This window comes from Synechococcus sp. CCY 9618 (assembly GCF_019038415.1).
Classification (GTDB): domain Bacteria; phylum Cyanobacteriota; class Cyanobacteriia; order PCC-6307; family Cyanobiaceae; genus Cyanobium.
On sequence record NZ_JAFKRG010000004.1, the window covers coordinates 17064 to 30973 of the forward strand.

Below are 13910 nucleotides of genomic sequence, written 5' to 3' on the forward strand. Positions count from 1 at the left end.
ATGCTGCTGCTGGCGGGACTGCTGGGTCTGGCCCTGGGGTGGTGGCTGGCGCGTCGGTTCTCCCGCCGCGATCCCTCCTTCTCGGGACTCTCGGCCCGCCAGCTGCTGCGCTGGATCGGTGGGGCCCCGGATGGCTGGCTGATCCTCGACGGGGCCGATCGCGTCCAGCTGATCAACCTGCGGGCCGAACGGCTGCTGGAGGCTTCCGGGGCGGGACTGCTGCGTCAGGAGCCCCTTGAGCGTGTCTGCCCGTCCCAGGAACTGATCGCCGTGATCCGCAATGCACGGCAGCGGGAACGGCCCCAGCGTCTGGAGTGGCAGCTGGGGCAGCAGCAGCTGGCCGCCTTCGCCCTGGCCGGCGAGGGAGGCTGGGTGGCGGTGATGCTTCAGAGTCGTCGTTCGCTCGAAGCCCAGCTGGAGCAGCAGGAGCGCTGGGTGAGCGACGTGGCCCACGAACTCAAGACCCCCCTCACCGCCCTGCTGCTGGTGGGCGACAGCCTGTCGGCCCATGCGAACGATGCCACCGCCGTGCTGGTGGAACGGCTGCAGCGGGAGTTGCTTCGGCTGCAGCGGCTCGTCGGCGATCTCACGGAGCTCTCCCGGCTGGAAAACACCCTGCCGGAAGCGATGCGTCGCCAGAGCCCGGTGGATCTGCCCCAGCTGGTGCAGCAGGTCTGGCTCGGGCTGCGGCCCCTGGCGGAACGGCGTGCCATCCGCCTGGATCTGGAGGCAGACAGACCCATGGCCGTGTTGGGTGACAGCTCACGGCTCCACAGAGCGGTGCTCAACCTGCTCGACAATGCGGTTCGCTACAGCCCCGATGGCGGCACGGTGTGGCTGACCCTGGAAGCGACGGCGGGCTGGTGTCTGCTGACCGTCCGGGACGAGGGTCCCGGCCTCAGCGAGGACGACCTGGCGCACATGTTCGAGCGTTTCTACCGTGGTGATCCCTCCCGGGTGCGCAGCGACAGGGGTGGCAGTGGTCTGGGGCTGGCGATCGTGCAGCAGATCGCCGTCACCCATGGCGGCCGGGTTCAGGCGGCCAACCATCCCCACGGCGGTGCCGTGATGGAACTGCTGCTTCCCGTGGAGGCCTGAGATGGCTGCCGCCCCGCTTGCCGCCGCCGGGCGCATGGCCGCCGTGGCCGATCCGGTGATCGCCCGGGTGGGCGCCCTGGTGCGCCGGTGCCCCGGCACCCTCTCCCTGGCCCAGGGCATGGTGGCCTGGGCACCGCCGCCGGGGGTGGCTCAGGCCGTGGTCGCGGCCCTGGAAGCGGCGGACCCCAGGCTCGATCGCTATGGCGCCGTTCAGGGCGAAACGCCCCTGCTGGAGGCGGTGCGCCAGGAGCTCACCGACCTGCGTGGTCTGGATCTGGAGGGCAGTGACCTGCTGATCACCGCCGGAAGCAACATGGCCTTCAGCGCCATTGCCCAGGTGATCTGCGATCCAGGCGATGAGGTGCTGCTGCCGCTGCCGTTCTATTTCAATCACGCCATGGCGATCCGGCTGGCCGGCGGCGTTCCCGTGCCGGTTCCGGCCGGCCTGGTGCCCGACCCCGAACGGCTGGCGGCGGCGATCACCTGCCGCACCCGCGCCGTGGTGACCATCTCCCCCAACAACCCCAGCGGCATGGTGATGCCGCCGGACGTGCTGGCGGCGATCAACGCGCTCTGTGCCCGCCATGGGCTGTTCCACATCAGCGACGAGGCCTACGCCGATTTCGTCCACGGGGCCGTGCCTCACCGCAGCCCGGGCCGGCAGCCAGGCAGCGGTGCCCACACGGTGTCCCTGTTCTCGCTGTCGAAGGCCTACGGCATGGCTGGCTGGCGAGTGGGCTATGCGGCGGTGCCCCGCCAGCTGACGGGAGCCCTGGCCAAGGTCCAGGACACGGTGCTGATCTGCCCTCCCCAGGTGAGCCAGACGGCGGCTCTTGCCGCCCTGGAGGCCGGTCCCGCCTGGTGCCGGAGACCGATCACGGCCCTGGGGGAACGGCGCGGCCAGCTGCTGGCGGCCGTGGCGGCGGCCCGGGGCGCCGGCCAGGCGGTGGAGCTGCTCGGCCCTCCGGACGGCGCCTTCTATGGTCTGCTGCGGTTTCCCTGCCGGCTCGAGGGCCCGCGGCTGATGGAGCGTCTGGTGCTGGAGCACGGTGTGGCTGTCCTGCCGGGGGACAGCTTCGGGGCGCCGACGGCCGGCGGGCAGGGACTGCTGCGGCTGAGCTACGGCATGCTCGCCGCCGCCGATCTGGAGGAGGCTCTGGCTCGACTGTTCCGGGGACTGCAGGCCCTGGAGAGCGCCTCCGGCTGACCCCGGTGTCTGGGGGGGCGCCGGGGCGCTTCGGGGCAACCTCCTCAGTGGGCAGGGGCTTCCGGTCCGCCCCGGCCGCCGGCTTCCGGGGCGATGCCGATGCGGGCGAACAGGTTGGTGCTCTCGGGGTTGAGGTTGATCACGCGCACGTCGCTGCCCCCCAGCCGCAGGCGCCTGATCACCTGATCCAGCACCGCCACACCGCTCTGGTCCCAGAGGTGGGCGTCGGCCATGTCGATGGTCACCAGGGCGGGGTGCTCGTGCAGCTCGAAGCCCTGGCGGAAGTAGATCGAGCTGACGAAGAACAGCTGGCCCCGCACGGTGTAGACGCGGTGCTCCGGACTTTCCAGCTCGCTCTCCACCTGGATCACCTTGGCCACCTTGCGGCTGAACAGAATCCCCGCCAGGGCCACGCCGGCCAGCAGGCCGATGGCCAGGTTGTGGGTGATCACCGTGATCGCCACGGTCACCAGCATCACCGAGGTGTCGCTCTTCGGCGCCACGGGGATGTCGCGGATCGAGCGCAGGTTGGCGGTGTTGACCGCGATCATGATCATCACCGCCACCAGGGTGGCCATGGGGATCCGGGCCACCCAGTCGCGGGCGAGCAGGATCATCAGCAGCAGGCTGGCCCCCGCAGCCAGGGTGGAGAGGCGACTGCGGCCGCCGTTGTTGATGTTCATCACCGACTGGCCCACCAGGGCACAGCCGGCCATGCCGCCGAACAGGGAACTGACGATGTTGCCGATGCCCTGACCCCGGGCCTCCCGATTCTTGGGGCTGCTGGTGTCGGTCATGTCATCGAGGATGTCCTGGGTCAGGAAGGTTTCCATCAGCCCCACCAGGGAGATGGCCAGGGCCGTCGGCAGCACCAGGCCCAGGGTGCTGAAGTCGAAGGGCACCCGGGGCAGCCCCAGGCGCGGCAGACCCTCCGGCAGGGTGCCCAGGGAGGAGACCGTGGGCAGGTCCAGGTCCAGCCGGATTGCCAGGCCGGTGCAGACCACGATCGCCACCAGGGCCGAGGGCACCACCCGGGTGAGCCGCGGCAGCAGGTAGATGATCCCCAGGCTCAGGGCGGTGAGTCCCCACACCACCGGCAGCTGGCCGCCGCCCACGGTCACCGTTTCGGGGTGGAACACGTCCAGGCCCAGCTGGGGCAGCTGGGCCAGCAGGATCAGCAGGGCGAGGGCGTTGACGAAGCCGGCCATCACCGGCTGGGGCACGAAGCGCATCTGGTGGGCGAGCTTCAGGTAGCCCCAGGCGATCTGAAGCAGCCCCGTGACGATGCCGGCGGCCAGCAGGTACTGCAGCCCCAGGCCGGGCCCCACCAGCTCCCCCTGCTGGACCAGGCCGGTCATCAGCAGGGCGGTGGAGCCGGTTGCGGAGGTGATCATCGCCACCCGGCCCCCCAGCACCGCCAGCACCATCGACAGCACGAAGGCCCCGAACAGGCCCACCTCGGGCGCCACCCCGGCGATCCCGGAAAAGGCGATGGCCTCCGGGATCATTGCGAAGGCCACCACCAGGCCGGAGAGCAGGTCGCGGTGGGGGCGCTGCCACCACTCGCGCAGGGTCGTGGACGTCAAGGGGAATCTCCGGGGCGAATGGGTGGAACGGGACGGGGGGCGCTGGCAGCCTCAGGCCAGCCCCGCCACGGCCCGCTCCAGGGCTTCGCGGCGGCCGATCTCGGTGTGCTCGGGGGGAAGCAGTTCGTACATCCGCAGCTGCTCCAGGCGGCGGCGGGTGCGATCGCTGGCCCCCACCACGAACACGGTGCGCCCCTTCTCCACCGCCTCCTCCACGGCGTTCTCCAGGGCCAGGGCCGCGGTCACACCGAGGTGGGACACCTCCGAGAGGTCGAAGACCACGGCCTGGCAGTCGGCGATGGCGTTGTGCTCGCGGCTGATGGCCTTGGCCACCCCGAAGATCATGGCGCCGTTGAGCTGGAACAGCAGCACCTGGCCGTCGCCCTGATCCAGCAGCGCCTTCTCTTCGGCGGGGATGTCCAGGTCGTCGTCGCCGGTGCTGATGGCCTTCACCCGCATGCCCTGCAGGGAGCTCAGGCGGTCGATGGTGAGGATGTTGGCGATGAAGATGCCGATGCCGACGGCGGCGATCAGGTCGACGAGCACGGTGAGCCCGATCACCAGGTACATGATCACGGCGCCCTTGATCGAGATCCGGTGGGCGCGCTTGAGGAAGCCCCAGTCGACGATGTCCACACCCACCTTTAGGGCGATGCCGGCCAGCACGGCCTGGGGGATCTGGGCGGCCAGCGGCCCGCCCACGAGGATCACCAGCATCAGCACCAGGGCCCGGCTGATGCCTGAGAGGGCGGTGCGTCCGCCGGCCTGGATGTTGACCACCGTGCCCATGGTGGCTCCCGCGCCGGCGATGCCCCCGAACAGGCCCGAGGCCAGGTTGCCCAGACCCTGGCCGATCAGTTCCTTGTTGGAATCCGATTCGGTGCGGGTGAGGCTGTCGGAGATCACCGCCGTGAGCAGGGCGTCGATGCAGCCGAGCATGCCGAGCACGGCGGCATCGATGAACATCAGCCGCAGTTCCCCCAGCTCGAAATAGGGCACCTGGAGGCTGGGAAAGCCGCTGGCGAATTCGCCGATGCGGCGGATGCCCTCGAGCTCCGCACCGGTTTCACCGGTGATCAGGGTGAGCGAAAGCACCGTGCCCAGGATCAGGGCGATCAGCTGGGGCGGGGCGACCTTCTTCACCGCCGCCGGCGTCAGCCAGAGGATCGCCAGGGTGATCGCCCCCAGCAGCACCTCCGGCAGGCGCGCGGTGCCGACCAGCTGGGGCACGGCGGTGAGGGTGCCCATGACCCCGCCTTTCGGGATCGCGTAACCCAGGAAGGGTCCGATCTGCAGGATGATCAGGATGATGCCGATCCCGCTCATGAAGCCCGAGATCACCGTGTAGGGCATCTGGGTCACGTAGCGGCCCAGCTTCAGCAGCCCGAAGATGATCTGGAACACGCCGGCCAGCATCACCACCGTGAAGGCCATGGCCAGCCCCTTCTCCGGATAGGAGGCGGTGAAGCTGGCGATCACGGCCGTCATCACCACCGTCATCGGACCGGTGGGCTCCGAGATCAGGGTGGGAGTGCCGCCGAAGAGGGCGGCGAACAGCCCCACCAGCACCGCCCCCCAGAGGCCCGCAGCGGCCCCGGCGCCGGAGGCCACCCCGAAGGCGAGGGCCATGGGCAGGGCGATCACCGCGGCTGTCACTCCGCCGAAGAGGTCGCCCTTGAGGTTCCGGGAACTGATCTGGTTGAACACCTTCGGCAGGCTCGCTGTCATGGGCGGTTCACCCCAGGGTTGTGGCGCAGATTACGAGTCGGCGCGCCCTCGTCTGCTATGAGGTCGCAGCTTGTGGTGGCCGGTCGCACGATCCGGAGCGACGCCCGGGCAGGCCCGGCCGCGCGGCGGCAGGATCCCGGGTCGCCGTGGCCGCCACCGGGCAGCGTTCCATCTGCTTGATGGAGCCCGCTTCTGAAGCGCTGTCTAAGGTGCCCAAAGGACCGGATCCAGAGGGACCGCGATGAGCCCCATCCATGCCGACAACAGCCTCAGCATCGGTCAGACGCCGCTGGTGGAGCTCCATCGCGTCACGGAGGGATGTGGCGCCCGGGTGCTGGCCAAGATCGAGGGCCGCAATCCGGCTTACTCGGTCAAGTGCCGCATCGGCGCGGCGATGATCTGGCAGGCCGAACGGGACGGGCTGCTGGGACCCGGAAAGGAGCTGATCGAGCCCACCAGCGGCAACACCGGCATCGCCCTGGCGTTCGTGGCCGCTTCCCGGGGCATCCCGCTGACGCTCACCATGCCGGAGACGATGAGCCTGGAGCGGCGCAAGCTGCTCACCGCCTACGGCGCCCACCTGGTGCTCACCGAGGGACGGCTGGGAATGGGCGGGGCCATCGGCGCGGCCCGGGAGCTGGCCGATGCCGAGCCGGATCGCTGGGTGATGCTCCAGCAGTTCATGAATCCGGCCAACCCCAGGATCCACCACGACACCACCGGACCGGAGATCTGGAAGGACACCGGTGGGGTGGTGGATGCCCTGGTGGCGGGGGTGGGCACCGGCGGCACCATCACCGGGGTGAGCCGCTACATCAAGACCACCCTGGGACAGCCCCTGGTGTCGGTGGCGGTGGAGCCCGCCAACAGTCCCGTGATCCGTCAGACCATGGCCGGGGAGGACCTCCGACCGGGACCCCACAAGATCCAGGGGATCGGTGCCGGTTTCGTGCCCGCCAATCTTGATCTGTCCCTGGTCGACCGGGTCGAGGCCGTGAGCGATGAGGAGGCGGTCGCCATGGCCCGCCGGCTGATGCGGGAGGAGGGGATCCTGGCCGGCATCTCCTGTGGAGCCGCCACGGTGGCCGCCCTGCGGCTGGCCAGGGAGGAGGCCTTCGCGGGGCGCACGATCGTGGTGGTGTTACCCGACTCCGGTGAGCGCTACCTGAGCTCGGTTCTCTTTGAGGGTGTCTTCAACGAGAAGGGGCTGGCGGCCGTCTGACTGCTGGCCGATGAGCGAGCACTGCCGAAGGGAGCACCGATGAGTTATCTGCGCCAGATCATGCAGCGGCTGCACGACCGCTCCAGCGCCGAGCCCGCGGTCGACGGGGGTGGACCCACCCGGCTCGAGGAGCATCTGGCGCTCTATGCCATCCGGCTGCAGGGCTGCAGCGACGCCATGCTCGATTACGAGGCCGCCTGGCTGGAGCAGCACATCGAGACCCTGGAGCTTTGTTCCCACCAGCCCGCCATGGTGGCTGGTGCCGGTGGTTCGCAACGGGTCGAGCGACTGCTGCAGGAGAGTCACCGTTTCCGCCAGTTGCTCGACCAGTGCCGGGATGCGAGGGGACTGGCTCAGGCCGGCGCGGTGGCGGCTGTCGTGGCCACCGAACACGCCTGGGAACTTTCCGATCCCGCTCTGCGGCAGGCCTGGGGCTTTCCCGACACTGCCGCGGCTGAGCCCCCCACCCAGCCCTCAGCCTGAGGGGGCCTGTGGTGGCGAGCCGATCGCTGTGCCCCTCGATACAGTCGACCCGGCCAGGCTCCCCAAGGATTCTAGGCAGGTCCGACGTTTTCCCTTCGCCATGGCGAGTTTCACGATCACTCTGGAAGGAGGCAAGTCCTTCGAGTGTCCTGACGACACCTACATCCTCGACGCGGCGGAGGAGCAGGGCATCGAACTGCCTTACTCCTGTCGTGCCGGGGCGTGCAGCACCTGTGCGGGCAAGGTCCTCTCCGGCAGCGTCGACCAGTCCGATCAGAGCTTCCTCGACGACGAACAGATCGCCGAGGGTTTTGCCCTGCTCTGTGTCAGTTATCCCCTGGGGGACTGCACCATCAAACCGGAAGTCGAGGAGGAGCTCTGAGCCTCTGAGCCGGCCCGGGACAATCAGCCAGCCATGGTGACGAACTCCTCGGCCACCGAGGGATGCAGCGCCATGGTGCGATCGAAGTCAGCCTTCGTAGCACCCATGCCGATGGCGATGGCCGCCATCTGAATGATCTCGGCGCTGTGTTCTCCCACCATGTGGCAGCCCACCACCTCGTCCGTGGCGGTGGCAACGATCAGCTTCAGCAGCACCCGGGGCCCCCGGGCCGGCAATGCCTGGGCCATGGAGCGGAAGCGGGCCCGGTACACCCGGATCCCGTCAGTTCCGAAACGCTCGATCGCGGTTTCCTCGCTCATGCCCACGCCGGCCAGTTCCGGCTGACTGAAGACGGCACTGGCCACCAGGTCGTGGTTGACGCGCCGAGGTTTGTGGCCGTAGACGGTGTCGGCGAAGGCACGGCCTTCGTCCACCGCCACGGGGGTGAGATTGATCCGGTCGGTCACATCGCCGACGGCGTGGATATGGGGCACGTTGGTGGTCTGGTCCGCATCCACCTGGATCCGATGGCCCTCCACTGCCACCCCGGCCGACTCCAGTTGCAGACCCTCCAGAAAGGGTCGGCGGCCGGTGGCCAGCAGCACGCCGCCGCAGGGGATCACCTCACCGCTCTGGGTGGTGAGTTCCAGGTTGCCGGGGGAGCCTGTGATGGCGGCGGGGCTGTGGGCGAAGCGGATCTCGATGCCCTCTGCCTCCATTGCTTCCTGCACGGCGTGGGAGGCCTCCCTGTCAAAGCCCCGCAGCAGGTGGTCGCCCCGCGCCAGCAGGGTCACCGCCACCCCCAGACCGTGGAGGATGCAGGCGAATTCGCAGGCGATGAAGCCGGCTCCCACCACCACCACCCGCTCGGGGTAGCTCTCCTGCAGGAACATGTCATCGCTCACCCAGCCCAGTTCGACGCCGGGGAAGTCGGGCCGGTGGGGACGGCCGCCGGCGGCGATCAGGATCCGCTCCCCCTTCAGCTGCCGGGTGGTACCGGATCCGTCGGAGACGGCGATGTGGTGGGGATCGGCGAAACGGCCCCAGCCCCGCACCAGTTCCACTCCCGCCTTGTCCAGGAAGCCGATGTGGAGCTGGTTCAGCCGGTCCACCTCCCGGCGCACGTTGGCGAGCAGCACCGAGGCATCGGGCCGGTAGCCGTCCAGCTGCCAGCCGTAGCTGGCCGCATCGGCCAGCAGGTGGCGGTAGGCCGAGCCGTAGACCAGCAGTTTCTTGGGCACGCAACCGCGGATCACACAGGTGCCCCCCACCCGGTCGCCCTCCACGATCGCCACTGAGGCCCCGTAGGAGGCTGCCCGTTTGGCGGCGGCCAGACCGCCGGAGCCCGCCCCCAGAACGATCAGGTCATAGGAGTCGGTCATGGCAGCAGGGCATCGTTGAGGAGAGTGTCGTCCAGCCTGGCGTCCCGGCGATCGGTGTCCCTCAGGTCGCAGGCACGCCGATCGGCGCGGCGGAGGTCGGCCGCCACCATGTTGGTGCCATGGTGGCAGGCACCGCGAAGCTCACTGCCCTGGAGCTGAACGCCGTGCAGCGGCACGAGCGTAGATCGGTTGGCTGGCCGTCGGCCCCCTTCAGGCGGGCTGCCGAGAGATCGGTGTCGTGCCAGAAGGAGTCACCGGCGGCCGGGCCGGAGTGGTCGGCGCCCCAGAGAAGGGCCTGCTGGAAACAACCGCCCTGCAGGTCGCAGGCCCACAGGCCGGTGGGCGGATCAGAGGATGGCCGCGAGGGCATCAAGCTGCTGGCGGCGGGAGGCGAGCATGAGTTTGCGGGCCTGGCCCATCAGCTGGAACACGCCCTTGTCGATCACTTCGTAGAACACCAGGCTGCCCTCGGGCCGCCGCCGCACCACACCGGCGATCGTGAGCAGCTTGAGGTGCTTCGACACCAGGGCCTGGCTCAGGCCGGTTCTCTCCACCACAGCGGTGACGTTGAGGGGGCCTGGACGCAGGGTCTCGAGAACGGTGAGCCGGTTGGGTTCGGAGAAGACCTTGAAATAGTCGGCCAGGGCGTTCATCGGCCTGCAGCGAGATCAATCAGATAATCAATATGCCACGCTGACGTTTGAGCCTGTTCATGCATATCCATGAAAACAGCTACCTACTTTAAAAGGACCTCGTGTTATAACCAAATCGTTATAACAGCCTGACGCCCTCCTCCCTTCATGGCCGACCCCGTCTCCCCGGGTGCCCCTGGCCTCTCCCCGGCCCCCCCCGCGGCCCCTCATCTGCACGAGAATCTGCTGACACCGCGCTCCTGCGTCACGCAGTTCTCCGCTTGCCTGCTGTTCAAGGAGCTGTCGCGGCAGCTGGAGCAGGCCGGGCGACCCGAACTCGGTCGGTTGTTTCAGCTGATGGCCCCTGATCAGGCCAGCCATGCCGGCTCCCTCCACCGGGTCCTGGCGATTCGGCCCCATCGATCGCCATCTCAAGGCGTCACCGGAGCACAACTTCGCCCCCCTGTTCGATGTCATCGAGCCCTGGTGCCGGGTTGAAGAAGGCCGAGGCGACATCTTCAGCCTGCTGATCCGCTGCTGGCCGGCCCTGTGCCAGGGCGTCTGCGGCAAGCTGCGCTGCCGCTTCCTGCTGTGGTCGGTCTTCCTGACCCACAGCCTCACGGGGTGTGAGAGGGACGACGACCACCGGATCCTGGGCATGGATCCCCGCCGCTTCGACGCCGAGGTGATGCGCCATAGAAAGCGCACGGCCGGGCAGGCCTTCCCCTGGGCGTCTGAGCTGGGCCCCTGCTTCAGCTGTGCAGGCGTTCCCGCGGGACCACCTCCATGCCGATCGGTGCCAGGGCGATCAGGGCGAGTTTGAGGTGCTGGATGCCGAAGGGGATGCCGATGATCGTCACGAAACAGGCGAGGGCTGAGCTCAGGTGGCCGATCGCCAGCCACCAGCCGGCCACAAGGAACCAGACCACGTTGCCCACGAAGCCGAACGGCCCGGTGCCGAAGTCGCTGGAGCCCGTGAGCTCCCGCCGGCTGACCGCCTCCTGGCCGAAGGGCCAGAAGGAGAAGTTGCCGATCAAGAAGCAGGCCCGGGCCCAGGGAATCCCCACGATCGTGAGCGCCGCCACCACACCGGCCAGCCACCAGCCCAGCCCCATGACGAAGCCGCCCAGCACGAACCAGAGCAGATTGAGCAGAAATCGCATGATCCGATGGGCCATGGGGCCAGCCTCCTCAACTTAGGAAGGGCCCTGACGCAGCTCCCTCAGGAATGGCCGGGGAGTCTGCGAGATCGCAATAAAGGAACCGAGCTGGATCACGGAAAACGCTAACGGCATGTCATGGGTCGCTTCAGATCTCCCCTCGGGGGGCGCTCCCTGTTCCTCCCCGCGGCCGCGAGGCCATGACCACCACGCTCCTCCCAGCTCTCTCGGATCACTCCGTGCCCTCCGGCAGGGCGGCCCGCCAGTTGTCCCGGTTGTTCAGCCAGAACCGCCGCGTTCTCAGGTCTTACCGGACGGCCATCGCCGCCGGACGGTTGAGGGTTGACGGTTGACGGTGGAGCGGGGGGTGGGGTTCAGCGATCCGGAGGTGATGGAGCGGCTCGAATGGATCCGCGAGGTCAAGGACCGCTTCCGGTGACGATCCTCCCGGAACGCCATCCACTTGAGTGGCCCGACCTGATGCGTCCGGCCGCCGATGACCTGGTGAGACTCAGCAATGCCGCTGGGCTGGCTCAGGTGGAGGTGACCGAGGCGGGTCGCTGGCTGATCCGCACGGAGGCGGCGGTGTTCGATCAAGAGCAGTGACGGCAGGCCTCCGGCTTGCGGCTGGTCTGGCCCAGCCGTGGGATCAACGGAGTGCGGCAACGACCGACGGCGAGGTGAGAGGAAATCAGGCTGTGATTCGCCGAACCCTGGATGTGGCCCCCCCTTTTCATCCCTGATAAAATAACTGGACGGATCCGCTGGTATGGGATTTTTCGGCTTCGGCAGCGGCAGAACCAGCAGTCCTCGCATCAGCAGAGCCGCCCGTCAGGCTGATGCGGGGACTCCGGTATCGTTGCCCCGTCCGACTAAGCCACCCAGGCCACGAGGCGAGATTCGCCACACAGTTCCCATCTTCAGCATTCAGATCCGTGCTGAATGCTTCCTGGATGAAGAGCGCTTCGTGGGCAACCTCTGGGATGTCAGTCTTGGGGGAGCCTGTATTCGCAGCGCCGATCCCATTCCAGGCCATGGCCGGGTTCGGGTGTGTCTGCACGATCACGGCACCCATGACATGGTGGAGAGGTTGGCGACCCTGAAGTGGTCCGACAACGTGATGAACGCCCACTACGTGGGGCTTCGGTTTGACGAACCCCTGGGCGACGACTGTGGATTTCTGTGCACGTTGCTGCAACTGCCCATCAACCCCCCGGTCGGGCGTCTGTCCAGGGTCGGCCCCATCCGTCTCAACCCTTGGCCTCTCTGAGCTGCCGATGCCAGCCCCATGGCAACGGCCACGGGCCCTGTGGGGCCATCCAATCCAGCAGCATGAGGCCAGTCAGCCCATCGGATCTCAGAAGGAGGTCATAAAAAAGAGCTGGCCAGGAGCCAGCTCTCGAAGAATCTCATTGCCGGGAATCTGCTGATCCCGGGCCCGCTGGTTCAGAGGCTGGCTTCGCCGGATTCACCGGTACGGATGCGGATCGCCGATTCCACGGTCGTGATGAAGATCTTCCCGTCACCGATTTCGCCGGTGTGGGCGGCTTCGGTGACAGCGGCGACCGCGGCATCCAGCTTGGCCTCCGGAACGACGATTTCAACCCGCGCCTTGGGCAGGAATTCGACAGTGAACTCTGTCCCTCGATAACGCTCAATCTGGCCTTTCTGGCGACCGAATCCACGGGAATCGGTGACCGTCATGCCGATGATGTCGAGGGCGACGAGGGCTGTCTTGATGGCGTCGACCTTGGCGGGTCGAACCATTGCCGTGATCATTTTCATGAAGATGGATGCCTTAGTTGGTCATTGGGTCGTACGCCTCTTCTCCGTGAGACACGAAGTCGAGTCCGCGTTCTTCGTCTTCGGCACCGACACGCAGAGGCATCAGTGCGCCAAGAATCCAAAGAATAATAGCAGTTCCAAGAGCGACAAACCCATAGGTGACAAGAACTGCCTTGAGCTGGGCGATGAACAGGCCGACGTTCCCGGATTGCTCCATGGTCTTGGCGGAGGGAGGGAAGTAATCGGCAGGAACAAACACCTTTTTGGCGAGAATTCCCGTCAGCACGGCTCCGCCGGCTCCTCCCACGCCGTGAACCATGAAGGTGTCCAGGGAGTCGTCGAACTGAATGGCCGCTTTGATGCTCACGGCCAGGAAGCAGACGATCGGCGTGATGATGCCGATCAGGATCAAACTCTCCATGTCCACGAAGCCCGCGGCAGGCGTGATACCCACCAGGCCGGCGACGGCACCGGTTGCGCCGCACCCCCCACGGCGGTGGGTTTGCCGTCCTTGAACCATTCGATCAGGCACCAGGTCAGCAGGGCAGTTGACGCGGAGGTGGTGGTTGTGAGAAAAGGAAAGCCCCCCGCCAGAGGCTGGTCCCCCAGCGCACCGCCCACGCCCTGGAGGACCATGGCTCCCAGGCCGCCGATGAGCCCCATCAGGAAGAAGCTCATCATCATGCCGTTCAGAACGTTCTTGGAACGGGTGACCCCCCCATGGAACAAGGCAAGGCCCGGGGTCATCAGCATCATCGGCAGCACCAGTGCCGAACCCACCAGCATCAGCAGGGTGTCGGCTCCATCGGCGGGAGCCATCGCCAGGGAGGCTTTCGCCGCGCCGGCCATCAAGGGAACGAGGCCGGCTCCCAGGGCCAGCAGCACGAAGGAGACCCGTCGCAGCTGGGGATCCTGGAGCCGATCCAGAAACCTGTTGCGGGAGCGATCGAAGGCTGTCCCAATGGAGAGCGCTTCACCAGTCGGTGATCGATGCATTGGAGGAGCGGGGAAACCTTGAAAAAGGCCTGAAATCACCCTCTGCGCGCCCGATCCAACCCTGTGTAGCAAAAAGAACAATCCAGTCCTCCGGCCAGCGAACGGTCACAAAAAAGCCGGGGGAGCCCCCCGGTGATGGAAAGACCAGCCAGGGGCCTGGATCAGGCGACGGCGGCGGCGGCGCGGTCGAAGTAGGTGCCCACTTCGGACATGAGGGCGGAGCAGTCACCCTGGGTGATGCCGTTGCGA

At 67.5% G+C, this 13910-nt stretch carries 18 protein-coding genes and 1 pseudogene; 8 read left to right on the forward strand and 11 right to left on the reverse strand.

Annotated features, from left to right (window positions below; translation table 11 throughout):
- Positions 1 to 1098: a cell wall metabolism sensor histidine kinase WalK gene (locus KUG41_RS00590; protein ID WP_254216687.1), complete on the forward strand. Its 1098-nt coding sequence runs from the start codon at positions 1 to 3 to the stop codon at positions 1096 to 1098.
- Between the two features lies 1 nt (position 1099).
- Positions 1100 to 2305 (forward strand): aminotransferase class I/II-fold pyridoxal phosphate-dependent enzyme, encoded by a 1206-nt coding sequence (locus tag KUG41_RS00595; RefSeq protein WP_254216688.1) that lies wholly within the window; start codon positions 1100 to 1102, stop codon positions 2303 to 2305.
- A 44-nt stretch (positions 2306 to 2349) separates the two neighbouring features.
- Here KUG41_RS00595 and KUG41_RS00600 read toward each other — a convergent pair whose 3' ends face one another.
- Positions 2350 to 3891 (reverse strand): SulP family inorganic anion transporter, encoded by a 1542-nt coding sequence (locus KUG41_RS00600; RefSeq protein WP_216900025.1) that lies wholly within the window; start codon positions 3889 to 3891, stop codon positions 2350 to 2352.
- Positions 3892 to 3942: 51 nt separating this feature from the next.
- Entirely contained in the window at positions 3943 to 5619 is a 1677-nt protein-coding gene (locus KUG41_RS00605) for a SulP family inorganic anion transporter (protein WP_216900027.1), read from the reverse strand.
- Positions 5620 to 5860: 241 nt separating this feature from the next.
- Between KUG41_RS00605 and cysK the strand changes: the two genes are divergently transcribed.
- The 3 genes from cysK (at position 5861) to KUG41_RS00620 (ending at position 7706) form a co-directional block, all read left to right on the forward strand.
- Positions 5861 to 6841: a cysteine synthase A gene (gene cysK / locus KUG41_RS00610; protein ID WP_216900029.1), complete on the forward strand. Its 981-nt coding sequence runs from the start codon at positions 5861 to 5863 to the stop codon at positions 6839 to 6841.
- 39 nt (positions 6842 to 6880) lie between these two features.
- Positions 6881 to 7324: a hypothetical protein gene (locus tag KUG41_RS00615; protein WP_216900031.1), complete on the forward strand. Its 444-nt coding sequence runs from the start codon at positions 6881 to 6883 to the stop codon at positions 7322 to 7324.
- Positions 7325 to 7424: 100 nt separating this feature from the next.
- Entirely contained in the window at positions 7425 to 7706 is a 282-nt protein-coding gene (locus KUG41_RS00620; RefSeq protein WP_216900033.1) for a 2Fe-2S iron-sulfur cluster-binding protein, read from the forward strand.
- A gap of 23 nt (positions 7707 to 7729) precedes the next feature.
- Here the strand turns inward: KUG41_RS00620 and gorA are convergent, their stop codons facing one another.
- The 3 genes from gorA to KUG41_RS00635 form a co-directional block, all read right to left on the reverse strand.
- A complete protein-coding gene (gene gorA, locus KUG41_RS00625; RefSeq protein WP_216900035.1) occupies positions 7730 to 9088 on the reverse strand; it encodes a glutathione-disulfide reductase in 1359 nt (452 codons plus the stop codon).
- Entirely contained in the window at positions 9085 to 9264 is a 180-nt protein-coding gene (locus KUG41_RS00630) for a pentapeptide repeat-containing protein (RefSeq protein ID WP_216900037.1), read from the reverse strand. Before KUG41_RS00630 ends, gorA begins: the two co-directional genes overlap by 4 nt.
- Before the next feature lie 171 nt (positions 9265 to 9435).
- Positions 9436 to 9741, reverse strand: a complete 306-nt coding sequence (locus KUG41_RS00635) for a metalloregulator ArsR/SmtB family transcription factor (RefSeq protein WP_216900039.1) — start codon at positions 9739 to 9741, stop codon at positions 9436 to 9438.
- Positions 9742 to 9888: 147 nt separating this feature from the next.
- Between KUG41_RS00635 and KUG41_RS15470 the strand changes: the two genes are divergently transcribed.
- On the forward strand, positions 9889 to 10218 hold the full coding sequence (locus tag KUG41_RS15470; protein ID WP_254216689.1) for a ferritin family protein: 330 nt from the start codon (positions 9889 to 9891) through the stop codon (positions 10216 to 10218).
- On the opposite strand, the gene KUG41_RS15475 is transcribed toward KUG41_RS15470, so the two are convergent.
- Together KUG41_RS15475 and KUG41_RS00645 are read right to left on the reverse strand one after the other, a co-directional pair.
- Positions 10160 to 10417, reverse strand: a complete 258-nt coding sequence (locus KUG41_RS15475; protein WP_254216696.1) for a hypothetical protein — start codon at positions 10415 to 10417, stop codon at positions 10160 to 10162. The two genes, KUG41_RS15470 and KUG41_RS15475, sit on opposite strands and share 59 nt — an antisense overlap.
- A 55-nt stretch (positions 10418 to 10472) precedes the next feature.
- Complete coding sequence (locus tag KUG41_RS00645; protein WP_216900062.1) at positions 10473 to 10886, reverse strand: YccF domain-containing protein; 414 nt, start codon at positions 10884 to 10886, stop codon at positions 10473 to 10475.
- A 429-nt stretch (positions 10887 to 11315) separates the two neighbouring features.
- Between KUG41_RS00645 and KUG41_RS00650 the strand changes: the two genes are divergently transcribed.
- On the forward strand, positions 11316 to 11486 hold the full coding sequence (locus tag KUG41_RS00650) for a hypothetical protein (protein ID WP_216900040.1): 171 nt from the start codon (positions 11316 to 11318) through the stop codon (positions 11484 to 11486).
- Between the two features lie 163 nt (positions 11487 to 11649).
- Positions 11650 to 12150 carry a PilZ domain-containing protein gene (locus tag KUG41_RS00655; protein WP_216900042.1) on the forward strand — a complete coding sequence of 167 codons (501 nt, stop codon included), beginning with the start codon at positions 11650 to 11652 and terminating at the stop codon, positions 12148 to 12150.
- A gap of 176 nt (positions 12151 to 12326) precedes the next feature.
- On the opposite strand, the gene KUG41_RS00660 is transcribed toward KUG41_RS00655, so the two are convergent.
- The 4 genes and pseudogenes from KUG41_RS00660 to KUG41_RS00675 form a co-directional block, all read right to left on the reverse strand.
- On the reverse strand, positions 12327 to 12665 hold the full coding sequence (locus tag KUG41_RS00660) for a P-II family nitrogen regulator (protein WP_216900044.1): 339 nt from the start codon (positions 12663 to 12665) through the stop codon (positions 12327 to 12329).
- A 13-nt stretch (positions 12666 to 12678) separates the two neighbouring features.
- Entirely contained in the window at positions 12679 to 13086 is a 408-nt protein-coding gene (locus KUG41_RS00665) for a hypothetical protein (RefSeq protein ID WP_254216691.1), read from the reverse strand.
- Positions 13074 to 13550, reverse strand: a complete 477-nt coding sequence (locus tag KUG41_RS00670; RefSeq protein ID WP_216900048.1) for a hypothetical protein — start codon at positions 13548 to 13550, stop codon at positions 13074 to 13076. The genes KUG41_RS00665 and KUG41_RS00670 overlap by 13 nt, the downstream gene beginning before the upstream one ends.
- A 272-nt stretch (positions 13551 to 13822) precedes the next feature.
- Positions 13823 to 13910 (reverse strand): annotated as a pseudogene (locus KUG41_RS00675) (phycocyanin subunit beta); the annotation flags it as partial.